General features: G+C 69.5%; 9 protein-coding genes and 1 tRNA gene. 4 read left to right on the top strand and 6 right to left on the bottom strand.

Annotated elements, in window-relative coordinates; translation table 11 throughout:
* Positions 1 to 136: 136 nt before the first annotated feature.
* From VFK57_00930 to VFK57_00920, 3 genes are all read right to left on the bottom strand, one after another.
* Positions 137 to 213: transfer RNA gene (locus tag VFK57_00930), tRNA-Met, on the bottom strand.
* A gap of 279 nt (positions 214 to 492) precedes the next feature.
* Positions 493 to 1,740: an alpha/beta fold hydrolase gene (locus VFK57_00925; GenBank protein HET7694241.1), complete on the bottom strand. Its 1,248-nt coding sequence runs from the start codon at positions 1,738 to 1,740 to the stop codon at positions 493 to 495.
* Positions 1,741 to 1,960: 220 nt separating this feature from the next.
* On the bottom strand, positions 1,961 to 3,475 hold the full coding sequence (locus VFK57_00920) for an alkaline phosphatase D family protein (GenBank protein HET7694240.1): 1,515 nt from the start codon (positions 3,473 to 3,475) through the stop codon (positions 1,961 to 1,963).
* Between the two features lie 114 nt (positions 3,476 to 3,589).
* Between VFK57_00920 and VFK57_00915 the strand changes: the two genes are divergently transcribed.
* Complete coding sequence (locus VFK57_00915) at positions 3,590 to 5,707, top strand: acetylxylan esterase (GenBank protein ID HET7694239.1); 2,118 nt, start codon at positions 3,590 to 3,592, stop codon at positions 5,705 to 5,707.
* Positions 5,708 to 5,756: 49 nt separating this feature from the next.
* Positions 5,757 to 6,797 (top strand): LLM class flavin-dependent oxidoreductase, encoded by a 1,041-nt coding sequence (locus tag VFK57_00910; protein ID HET7694238.1) that lies wholly within the window; start codon positions 5,757 to 5,759, stop codon positions 6,795 to 6,797.
* 21 nt (positions 6,798 to 6,818) lie between these two features.
* Here the strand turns inward: VFK57_00910 and VFK57_00905 are convergent, their stop codons facing one another.
* From VFK57_00905 to VFK57_00895, 3 genes are read right to left on the bottom strand one after another with little or no spacing between them, the layout of a single operon-like run.
* Positions 6,819 to 8,063: a serine hydrolase gene (locus VFK57_00905; GenBank protein HET7694237.1), complete on the bottom strand. Its 1,245-nt coding sequence runs from the start codon at positions 8,061 to 8,063 to the stop codon at positions 6,819 to 6,821.
* Positions 8,035 to 9,714, bottom strand: coding sequence for a M28 family peptidase (locus VFK57_00900; GenBank protein ID HET7694236.1), 1,680 nt, complete (start codon positions 9,712 to 9,714; stop codon positions 8,035 to 8,037). Before VFK57_00900 ends, VFK57_00905 begins: the two co-directional genes overlap by 29 nt.
* Positions 9,711 to 10,022: an HIRAN domain-containing protein gene (locus VFK57_00895; protein ID HET7694235.1), complete on the bottom strand. Its 312-nt coding sequence runs from the start codon at positions 10,020 to 10,022 to the stop codon at positions 9,711 to 9,713. Before VFK57_00895 ends, VFK57_00900 begins: the two co-directional genes overlap by 4 nt.
* A 16-nt stretch (positions 10,023 to 10,038) precedes the next feature.
* On the opposite strand from VFK57_00895, the gene VFK57_00890 reads away from it, so the two are divergent.
* Positions 10,039 to 10,758 (top strand): NAD-dependent protein deacylase, encoded by a 720-nt coding sequence (locus VFK57_00890; GenBank protein HET7694234.1) that lies wholly within the window; start codon positions 10,039 to 10,041, stop codon positions 10,756 to 10,758.
* 89 nt (positions 10,759 to 10,847) lie between these two features.
* Positions 10,848 to 11,629: hypothetical protein (locus VFK57_00885; GenBank protein HET7694233.1), on the top strand; the 782-nt coding region annotated here is incomplete at its 3' end.

Here is an 11,629-nt window from a genome sequence, read left to right as displayed (position 1 = left end):
ATTGATTCGATTGTCTTGAGCCCGGAGGGCGGCCAGCTCCGGATCGAGTTGCGAGGGAACCTGGCCGCGATGCTGACTGCCGCCCAACAAACAAAAAGGTTGCCGGAAACAGGCGACCTTTGCGTGCCGATGAAAGTGGTTGCGGGGGCAGGATTTGAACCTGCGACCTTTGGGTTATGAGCCCAACGAGCTACCGGGCTGCTCCACCCCGCGTCAGGAGAAAGACATTATAACAAATCCCGAGCCGATCAAGCGCTCGGATTGGACCCCGGATTGGGATGCGGCGCCGGATTCGGCATCGGGCTCGGATTCGGCTGAGGTGCCGGACCCGTCGGCGTCGGGTTGGTCGGGCCGGGTGAGGTCGAAGGCGTGTTGCTCATGGGCGCGAAGACTTCACGCCGCGTGCCACCCGCCCCGCGGCGACTCCCCCGCTCGGTCCGGACCGAGTCGGCGGCGGGCGCGCTGCTGCTGCTGCTGAGCGGTTGAGGCAGGTCAGCGCGGCAGTGAAAACGCCGGACGCGCGATCGAATCGAGGCACGCCGGATCGAGGCCGGTGAAATCGGCGCGCTCCACGAACGTCCTCACGGCGGCGTCGACGCACGCCAGACCGGCGAGCCCCGCGCGCGAGTGGCCGGCGAACGGCACCGACAGCTGACGGCTGTTCCGGAGCGTTCGCGCGATCTCGGCGCCATGCTGCGGCGGCGTGACCGGATCGAGCGCGCCGGTCAGCAGCAGGACCGGCACGTTCGAGGTGACCGGCACGCCGCGCCAGTCCGGGGCGCGGCCGCGCGGCCACTCGGCGCATGCGGCGCGCTGCTCGCGGACCCGGTAGAATCCAAGATACGTATCGCGATCGCGGTCCGCCGCGTCGCCGCTGAGAAACGGCACGTCTTCGGCGCAGGTGATCGAGAGATACAGGCCGTCGAACCCGCCCGTCCGCCGATCCCGAATCAGAAAGTCCGCGAGCGGCCGATGGTCGCCCGTGTAGGCGCGGTGCAGGACCAGCGGCACGTCGGCCGCCGACCGCGGCACATACGTCATGTAGCGGATCGCTTCGGCCGCATGGTCGCGCGTCAGAACGACGCGGCCGGCCGCGCCGCCGTCCGGATGCGCGACCTCGACGGTGGCCGGACTGTCCTGCAGCCGCCGGAACACCTCGCGGCTCTCGCGGCGGATCTCCGGGAACGCCGACGCGCACGCCGGCACCGCGAGACACTCGGTCAGCAATCCGTCGACGCTCGCCTGCGCCAGCCGTCCGAAGTCCTGCGGCATCGCGATCGACGGCGGCACCGGCCCGTCGAGGACGACGGCGCGGACGTGCCGTTCGTGGCGGCGCAGGTACTCCATCGCCAATCGGGTGCCGTACGAGAGGCCGATGAGATTCACGCGGTCGAGCCCGAGCGCGTCACGCACGGCCTCGAGATCCGCGACCGACGCCGAGGTCGTGTACTGGGAAAGATCGGCGCGCGACGCGAGCGCCTCGCGGCAGGCTCGAACCTGGTCCAGCGGGAGGAACGGCGCGAAGTAGCTCTGCGGATGTTCGGGCGGACCGTAAAAGCGGCACTCCAGCGGGTTCGATCCCCCTGTGCCGCGCTGATCGACCAGCACGATGTCCCGCGTCCGCCGCAGACCCGACGCGCCGGCGAACGAGGCCAGCGATGTCGCTGCCTGCCCCGGCCCTCCCGCGAGGAACAGCACCGAGTCCGGCGCGCTCGCCGGAACCTCCGCAGGCAACGTCATGATCCGCAACGCGATGCTGCGCCGATCCGGGTGCTCGCGGTCTTCGGGCACCCGCAGCGTGGCGCATCGCGCTCCGGCAGGAACGCCTCCGCCGCATCGCACCGTCGTCAAACTCCCCGGCGCGGAATCGCCGGAGAGACCGCTCGCGCATCCGCCCAGAACGAGCGCCGCGAGAGAGCCGCCGAGCAGCCGAATCAGACGCATTCGCGCAAGGCGGCCTTCAGGTGACGCGCACCGCGCCCGGCTGCCCGTCGGCGACGACGAACGACGCCAGCGTGAAGGCGTCCGCTTCGTCGGTGAGGATCGTCGGCACGGCGCGGACGTCCGTCGTCCAGGCGTCGTGGTCCACGGTGCAGCGCAGATAGCCGCGGAACAGGCCGTCGAAGAACTTCGTGTGAGGATTGTCGGCGAGCGCGGCGAGCACCAGAGGAATGCCGATTGGAACGAATTCCGACGTAATCGACGGCCCAACGAACTCCGTGCCGACGGTCGCGCTCGAGGGATTGGCGAAGTCGGCCTTGAGGTCGTGCACCCAGCTCGAATGGATGTCGCCGGTCAGCACGACGGGATTGCCCGGCCGCCGCGCCTGCAGAAAGTCGGTGATGCGCTGCCGGGCGGCGACGTAGCCGTCCCACTGATCCATGTTGAAGAGCTGGCCCGGGCCGGCCAGGAAATCGAACCGCGCGAACATCGTCTGCTGCGCGATGACGTTCCATCGCGCCGTCGAACGATCCAGCTGATCGAGCAGCCACGCTTCCTGCGCCTCCCCCGTCATCGTCTGCGCCGGATCGAGCTGCCCGGCGCACGGAAACTTCAGACCGCCGCCGCACGGCTGATCGCTGCGGAACTGCCGCGTGTCCAGCGCGTTCACCTGCAGGAGATCGCCGATCGCGATGCGGCGATACAAGCGGATCCAGGGACCGATCGGGAAGGAGCTGATCCTGAGCGGCATGTGCTCGTAGTAGGCGCGGTAGGCGGCGGCGCGGCGCGCGAGGAATGCCGCGACGTCGGGCTCGTCTTCCGACACCGCGCCCGCGTAGTTGTTGTCGACCTCGTGATCGTCTGGCACGGCGAAGAACGGAAACGCCGCGTGCGCCGCCTGCAGGTGCGGGTCGGTCTTGTACAGCGCGTAGCGGTTGCGATAGTCGCTCAGGCTCTGCACCTCGGGCCCGTTGTGCTGGCGCGGGCCGGGCCGCGGTCCGGACTCGTAGATGTAATCGCCAAGATGGACCACGAGATCGAGGTCTTCACGCGCCAGGTTGCGGTACGCCGAGTAGAAGCCGGTCTGCCAGTTCTGGCACGACACGACGCCGAACCGGAATCGATCGACCGGCGCGCCGCGCGCCGGCAGCGTCCTGGTCCGGCCGACGGGACTTTCCATCGCGCCGGCGATGAACTGATAGTAGTACCAGCGATCCGGAGAGAGTCCGCGGACGTCCACGTGAACCGCGTGGGCGAGCCCCGGCCACGCGATCGTCCAGCCGTAGGTGACCACTCGCGTCAACTGCGCGTCGAGCGCCACGCGCCAGTGCACCAGCACGGGCAACGGCGGCATTCCGCCGCCGTTCAGCGGATCGGGCGCGAGCCGCGTCCAGATGACGACGCTGTCCGGCGTCGGATCCCCGGACGCGACTCCGAGCGTGAACGGGTACGCCTGGGCGACGGCCGGACCGCCGGTTCCGAGCAGGCCGACTCCGCCGGCGACACCGCGGTGCAGGAACTCCCGCCGGTTCATATGCCTCCTCGTGCGTGAGCGTCCCGAGGTACTTGATCTCGCGATCGGGCGGTGGCGACTCTAGAACGCCGTCATGGCCGTGTCAAATGGATCGTATAGTCAGCGTCGTCGCACATGCGGTCGAGACATTCCTCGTGGCTGTCGCTCGTGGGGCTGCTGCTGTTGGCGTCCGGCCTGTTCCAGGCGCAGCCGAACGAGCTGCTGGTCGGCGGCGACTACGCGCGCATGCTCGACGCGCACCTCACCGCAGCGGCGAATCGTCTCCTCGACGAGCGCGCGGAGGCGATCGCCCGGCTGCGCACGCGCGACGACATCGAGGCGCGGCAGGCGACGATCCGCACGCGGCTGACGGCCCTCATCGGCGGACTGCCGGCCGCGAAGACGCCGCTCAACGCGCGCACGACCTCGCGCTTCGTGCGTGAGGGCTATCGCGTCGAGAACGTCATCTACGAGAGCCTTCCAGGGTTTCGCGTCACCGCCAATCTCTATCTGCCCACGCGCGGCATGGCGCCCTACCCCGCGATCATCGGGACCGCCGGCCACAGCACCAACGGCAAGGCGTCGGCGGTCTACCAGTCCGCATGGATCGGCTTCGCGACCCGCGGCTACGTGGTCCTCGCGTTCGACCCGCCCGGCCAGGGGGAACGGCTCGAGTACTACGATCCCGACACCGGGCGTTCGCGGGCGGGCATCGGCGTGCCCGAGCACATCATGGCCGGCACTCAGGCGATGCTCACCGGCGCCACCCTGGCGCGTTACATGGCGATCGACGGGATCCGCGCGTTCGATTACCTGCTGACCCGACCTGAGGTCGATCCGGCGCGGATCGCGGTCGCCGGCAATTCGGGAGGCGGCACACAGGCGGCCTACCTCGCCGTGCTCGACCCTCGCCTGGCCGCCGCGGTGGTCTCCTGCTACATCACCGGCTGGCGCGAGCTGTGGCCGTCGGAGGGTCCGCAGGACGCCGAGCAGGTGTTCCCCGGCTTCCTGCGGGAGGGCTTCGACTTCGGCGACTTTCTTCTCGCCTTCGCGCCGAAACCGATCCTGATGACGACGGCGGTTCGCGACTTCTTTCCCATCGACGGCGCACGGAAGACCTATCGCGAGGCCGCGACGCTCTTCGACAGGCTCGGCGCGGCGGATCGCGCGGGCTATTTCGAGTACGACGACACGCACGGCTGGTCGAAGCCGCGCCGCGAAGCGGCGTACCGGTGGCTCGACAAGCACTTCCTCAAACGCGACAGCGCGGGTGACGAGGGCCCAGTGGAACCCGAACCGGACAGCGTGCTGTACGCGACGCCGACCGGACAGCTGTCGACCTCGTCCGGCTCGGAGACCGTGCAATCGCTGAACCTGGCGGTCGCACGCCGTCTCGAGCAGTCGAGGCCGGCGGCGACTCGCGAACAGATCGCGCGCGCTCTGGAACTGCCGGTACCGCAGCGCGCACCAGCCTTCACCGACAAGGGACGCATTCGGCGCAGCGGCTACGAAATCGAGAAGCTGGAAATCGAATCGCGCGCCGGCGTCCGCGTGCCGGCGCTGAAGTTCGTGCCGGACGGGGTGAGCGGACCAGCTCCCGCGATCCTCGTCGTCAGTTCCCTGGGGAAGACACGCGAGTCGCAGGCAGGGCAGGACGTGCTGGAGTTCGTGCGCGCCGGACGGATTGTCCTGGCGGTCGATCCGCGCGGCATCGGCGAGGCCGCGCCGCCGCCGCGGACGACCGGATACGACGCCACGTACCAGCTCGCCGCACGCACGTGGCTGACCGGACAACCGCTCGCCGCGATGCAGGTGGAAGACGTGCTGCTGGCGTTCCGGCTGCTGCAGGCGGATCCGCGGGTGGATGCAGCCCGCATCTCGATCGTCGGCAAGGAAAGCGCGGGCGCGCTGGCGCTGCTGGCCGCGGCGCTCGAGCCCGCCATCCAGCAGGTGGCGATCGAACGCTCCATCACGTCCTTCATGGACATCGTCCGCGCGAAGATCCACCAGAACGTGACGCACCTGGTGGTGCCGGGCGCCTTGAAGACGTTCGACCTTCCCGACGCGTTCCGCGCGATCGCGCCGCGGCGGGTGTGGGTCGTCTCGCCGGTGCAGCCGAACGGCGCCCCCGCCGTACTCCGGGACGTCCGCCAGCGCATGGCGCGCATCGACCGCGGCGGGCACGTTACCGTCCTCGAGCGGATGCCGGGCTCCCCGGCTGCGAAGTTCTACGCGAAGTGGCTCGCTGAGTAGCGCGGCGCTGCTGCGCGCCTGGGGCGGTCCGCGTCCTAGAATGAGAGGAATGACCAGCGCATTTGCCTTCGGCCTCGACACCTTCGGCGACATCACGGCGGACGAACACGGCACACCGAACACTCACGCCCGCGTGCTGCGCGAGGTGATCGAGGAAGCAGTGCTCGCGGACGATCTCGGGCTCGACGCGTTCGGCGTCGGCGAGCACCACCGCCCCGACTTCTCGATCTCGGCGCCGGAGGTGGTGCTGGCGGCGATCGCGGCGCGGACCAGGCGCCTGCTGCTCGGCTCGGCGGTCACCGTGCTCAGCACGGACGATCCGATCCGCGTCTACGAACGCTTCTCCACCCTCGACGCGTTGTCGAGCGGACGGGCCGAGGTGATCCTCGGGCGCGGCTCGTTCACCGAGTCGTATCCGCTCTTCGGCTTCGATCTCGCGCGCTACGAGGAGCTGTTCGAGGACCGCGTGTCGCTGTTCGCCGAACTGCTCAAAGGCGGGCCGGTGACCTGGCGCGGGACGACGCGGGCGGCGGTGCAGGGGGCGACGGTGTATCCGCCGATCGAGCGCGGACCGCTGAAGACCTGGATTGGCGTCGGCGGCAGCCCCGAGTCGGTCGTGCGCGCCGCGCGCTACGGACTTCCGCTGACGCTGGCGATCATCGGCGGCAGCCCGATCCGCTTTCGACCGTTCGTGGACCTGTATCTCAAGTCGCTCGAGAAGCTCGGTCAGCCCGAGCTGCCGATCGCCGTCCACTCGCCCGGGCACGTCGCCGCCACCGACGAGCGGGCCCGCGAAGAGCTCTGGCCGCACTACGCGGCAATGATGACCCGCATCGGCGCCGAGCGCGGCTGGCCGCCGGCGTCGCGCGCGCAGTTCGACCGCGAGGCCGGGCCCGACGGCGCGCTGTGCGTCGGCTCTCCCGATACCGTGGCGGAGAAGATCACCCGCACCGTGCGGGCGCTGGGGCTGGCGCGATTCAACCTGAAATACAGCAACGGCATGCTGCCGCACGCCGCCATGATGAAGAGCATCGAGTTGATCGGCACCCGGGTCGCGCCGCGGCTGCGCGAAGCGCTGGCGCCAGCCTGATCCGCGCGGCGCCCCGACGTATCAGCGCATCCGGTCCGTCGCCGTCGCGATGGCGGCGAACAGCGCCTCGCGATGCGACGAGAACTCCTGGCCCGTCGCGCGCGGCCAGGCGCTGTGCGTCACGACGACGAGCGAGCGCGCCGGATCGACGTAGATCGCCTGGCCGTAAATCCCGATTGCCGCGTAGGCGCCGCCCGGACGCGCCCACCACAGGTGCCCGTAACTGCGGTTCGCCGGCGATGGTGCGGTCGTCTCGGCCATCCACCCGTCCGGCAGAATCGGCTCGCCGCCGGCGGTGCGGCCGTTGCGGAGCGCGAACAACCCGATCCGTCCGTAGTCGCGCAGCGTCGCGCTCAGACAACACCCGCCGTGCTCCGCTCCCCCTTCAGACAGCAGCAGCCAGTTGGCGTCATCCTCCATCCCGAACGGGCGCCAGATCTTCTCCTCGAGATACGCCGACAGATTGTTGCCGATCGCAGAGCGCAGCACCGCGCCGACGAGATTGGTTTCCTCGGTGTTGTAATTGAACCGGGTTCCCGGCGGCGCGACGCGCGGCCTGGCGATCAGGTAGCGCAGACGATCGAGCGCCGAGCCGCCGGTCCGGGCGATGTCGGATCTGCTGTCCGCGTAGTCCTCGTTCCACTCCACGCCCGACGTCATCCGCATCATCTGCCGCAGCGTGACCCCTTCGTACGCCGTTCCTCTCAACAGGGCCAGATAATCGCTCGCCGGCGCGTCGAGCGATCGGATGAACCCGTCACGAACCGCCGCGCCGACGAGCATCGACACCACCGACTTGGCGACGGAGAACGCGTACCAGCGCGTGTGACGGGAATTGCCCCCGGCATACCGCTCGAGCACGATCGCCCCGTCCTTGACGACGAGGAGCCCGACGACGTGGTTGTGGCGCATGAAGGCGTCCACGTCGAAGCTGCGGCCGTCGATGGCGTAGCCAAGCGACGACAGGCCGCCGCGGCTTTCCGTCAGCGGAAACGGCTGCGTGCTTCGCGCGACCGGACGCGTCGGAAAGATCCGGTCGATGTTGCGGTAGCCGCGCAGCTGCTGCTGCGGCGTCCAGTTCAGCACGTTCTCGAGGCGGCCGAACCCCGGCCAGTACGAACGCGGGGCGCGCGACGCGCACGCGGCCTCGAGGCAGAGAATGAGCAGGAGCGCGATCAGACGGACCGGACGAAGCTCGCGCAGCGCGGCGAGGTTCACCGGCCGTACCGCCGGGGCGTCAGCGGGGTGCTCGGGCCTGATCTGCATCCAGCCTCGTCCGGGCGGCCGCGACGGCGGCGTCGACGGCCGATGAGGGTTCGCCGGGCTTCAGCCGGCGCACGCTGTCGAGCGCTTCGCCATACCACTTGCGCCAGGCCTCGAGGATCTCGGACGTCGCCGCCTGCGACCGCTCGAGCGCGAGCCGCGCCGACGCGGCCTCGCCGATCAGGCGAACCGCCGCGAGCGCGTCCTGTTCCGTCGCTGACGCGAGAAACCAGGCACTCGTCGCGACCGAGACGCCCACGTTCACCATCTCGGCCGGACTGGTCTTGTCCGGACGATCGAAATTGGTGTGATAGAAGCGGTCGGTGAAGTGCCAGTCGAGGAGCGACGGAATGCCGGCGTTCTTGAACTCGGTGTGATCGCTGCCGCCTTCGTAGGGGTTCGTCTTCACCGTCCAGCCGGTATCCCTGGCGCGGCGGCGGCAGATCGCAAGATGCACGTCGTTGAGCAGGCTGCCCTTCAGCTCCGACGCTTTCACCTCGCCCGCGCCCCACGCCGTGTGCGGATCCGACGGGCGCGCCCAGACGGCGGCGGGATCCGCCTGCTTCTCGATCAGGAACGTGCCGCCCGTCTTCGCGGTGTCCTCGCCGGTCATGTCGAGCGAGAACATGTACTGCACCCCTCTGGCGCGCTCCGGTTGCGCCGCGAGCCAGGCGCGGCTGGCGCGGTTCTCGTCGCCCCAGATGAACGTCAGGGTGCGGCCGGGCGGAGGCAGTCGCTTCGCCGCGATGGCTTTCTGCAGCGCGACCGCCATCGCCAGCAGCGTCCCGCACCCGCTCGCGTCGTCGTTGGCGCCGGGCTCCTGGATGTGCGCCACCATGACGATCCGCTCGGCTGGCGCGATCGTCCCCGGAATCTCGGCGACGACCATCCGGCTCGGACCGTCGTAGAACGACGACTGCACGTTCACCTTGACGCGCACCGGGCCGGTCTTCAACCGCGCCCGGATCCGCTCCGCCACGCGCACGCCGGCCTTGAAGCCGAAGGCCTTCGCGTCAGCGTCGTAGGGCACGCTGCCCCACTGGAAGACGTCCCATTGATCGGGAAACGTGAACTGCGCCGGATCGTCCGGGCGGATGTAGGAGGCGATCGCCGTGGAGATGACGCCGAGCGCGCCGCGGCTCTTGACGCCCTGCTGCCAGAGCTGCTGCACCGGGGCGCGCCCGAGGATCACCGCCCCCTTGACGTCCTTTCCGGCGAAATCGGCGGGGGTCGCGGCGCCGACGTCGACGATCGGGGCGTCGACGCCGCCGTCGGGCGTCGAGAAGGAATTGATGCAGAGCGACACGCGGTCGCGCTCGCGCGACAGCAGGACTTCGCCGGTGTCGGCGAACGCCACCGTCCCGATCTCATAGTCCCAGCCGCGGCTGCGCGCGGCGAACTCCTCGACCCGCACCGCCAGACCGGCACGGGCGGCCTCGTCGCGTATGCGATCGACCGAGGCGTTGAAACCCGGATTGCCGGAGATGCGCCAGTAGCGATCCATGAAGCGGACGAGATCCATCGCCAGCTCTCCGTCGACGCGCTGCTCGAGCGCACCGTAGGCGCGCTCGGCTCCGGGCGGGATGGCGGAGCCCGGCGCCTGCGCGGCGAGCGCCGGCGCGATCGCCAGGACGAGCAGCAGCGAACGCGTCATCCGGCGCACGGCACTCCGGTCAGGTCGAGCAGGATGTCGGTTCCGGTGTTCTCGTGCGCGGAGAGCGGCGTGCGGCGGCCGGGGCACTCGACTCCCGGTGCATCCTTGAGCGCCGCAAAGTAGTGACGCGAGATATCCGGCGGCAGGTAGCCGATCTTGTCGCCCGAGACGGTCACGGCCACCGCCGCGTGGTTGAAGCGGTTTTCCGGCTCGGCGCGAAGGGTCGCCGTGAACTTCGACGGCAGCCGCTGGATCGCTTCGGCGTAAGCGGGTCCGGCCGCGACGGGCACGTGCGTCAGAGGCGTCACGCTGTAATTATGACGTATGCAGCTCGAGGTCGAGGACGTGCGCCGCCGTCTCGCCGCGGCGCGGCGCATCACCGTCGTCACCGGCGCGGGCGTGTCGGCGGCGAGCGGCGTACCGACGTTTCGCGGCGCGGGCGGACTGTGGCGCAACCACCAGCCGCAGCAGCTCGCGACGCCCGAAGCGTTCGCGCGCGATCCGCTGCTGGTCTGGGAATGGTACGCCTGGCGACGCGAGGTCATCGCGGCGTGCGCACCGAATGCGGCACACCGGGTGATCGCGCAATGGAGCGCGCGTCCCGGATTCACCCTCGTCACTCAGAACGTCGACGGCCTGCACGAGCGCGCCGGCACGCAGCACGTGATCCGCTATCACGGCTCGATCTGGATCATGCAATGCGCGGCCGGCTGCGGCCGGCCGGACTGGGAGGACCTGCGGGTTCCGCTCGCGCCGATGCCGCCGCACTGCCCGGAGTGCGGCGGGCTGGCTCGTCCGGGCGTTGTCTGGTTCGGCGAGGCGATCCCGCCGGCTGCGCTCCGCGCGGCTGATGCCGCGACGGCGTGCGAATTGTTTCTGTCCATCGGCACCTCGAGCGTGGTGTATCCCGCGGCGGCCCTGGCGGCGCAGGCACGCGCCCGGGGAGCGTTCGTCATCGAAGTCAACCCGGAAACCACCGGTATCGGAGCGGATCTTGCCTTTCCCCTGCCGGCGGAGGCGGTTCTGCCGCTTTTTGGCGGCTGACCCACTGGTAACCGCGGTGAAAAGTTGTTAGTGTGGTCGACCCGCGGATGGGAATTAAGTTCACAGGACACGGCTGGCGTGAGGCGCTCGTGGTGTTCGCCGCAGGCATGCTGCTCGCGGCGGCACTCACGTATCCGTTCGTCACACAGCTCGACCGCGTCGGCCGTTCCGAGAACAGCGACGGGCAATGGTCGATCTGGAGCGTTGCCTGGGTCGCGCGCACGCTGGTCACCGATCCGGCAAATCTGTTCAACGCGAACATCTTCTATCCGCATCAGCAGACGCTCGCCTTCTCGGAGAACAACCTGGCGGCCGGCGTGGTCGCCGCGCCGGTCTACTGGGCGAGCAAGAATCCGTACCTCGCGCTCAACGTCGTCTTCCTTCTGTCGCTGGGCTTCAGTTTCTCCGGCGCGTATTACCTGGTGCGGCATCTCACCGGCGACCGGCGCGCCGCCGTCGTTTCCGGGATCTGCTTTGCCTTCTGTCCTTACGTGTTCGGACGCACGTCGCACATCCAGCTGCTGATCATCGGCGGCCTGCCCTTCACGCTGCTCGCCTTCCACCGTCTGCTCGACGTGCCCGGCTGGCGCCGCGGCGCGGTCCTCGGGCTCGCCGTCGCGGCGCAGGCGACGATCTCGGGGTATTACGCGATCCTCACCACGCTGATGCTCGTGGTCGCGGTGATCACGGCGGTGATCACGCGACACCTCTGGAAGGACCGCCGGTTCTGGTACGCGATGGCCGTCGGCGCGGCAGTGGCGATCGTCTGCGTGCTGCCGCTCGCGCTCCCGTACCTGCGCCTGCAGCGCTTCTCCGGCTTCACGAGGCCGCTCACGGAGGCGGCGCAGTACTCGGCCGACTGGCGCGCCTA

The sequence above is a fragment of the Vicinamibacterales bacterium genome (assembly GCA_035699745.1).
Taxonomy (GTDB): domain Bacteria; phylum Acidobacteriota; class Vicinamibacteria; order Vicinamibacterales; family 2-12-FULL-66-21; genus JAICSD01.
Note: the sequence above shows the minus strand (reverse complement) of the source record. Positions and strands in the feature narration are given on the sequence as shown.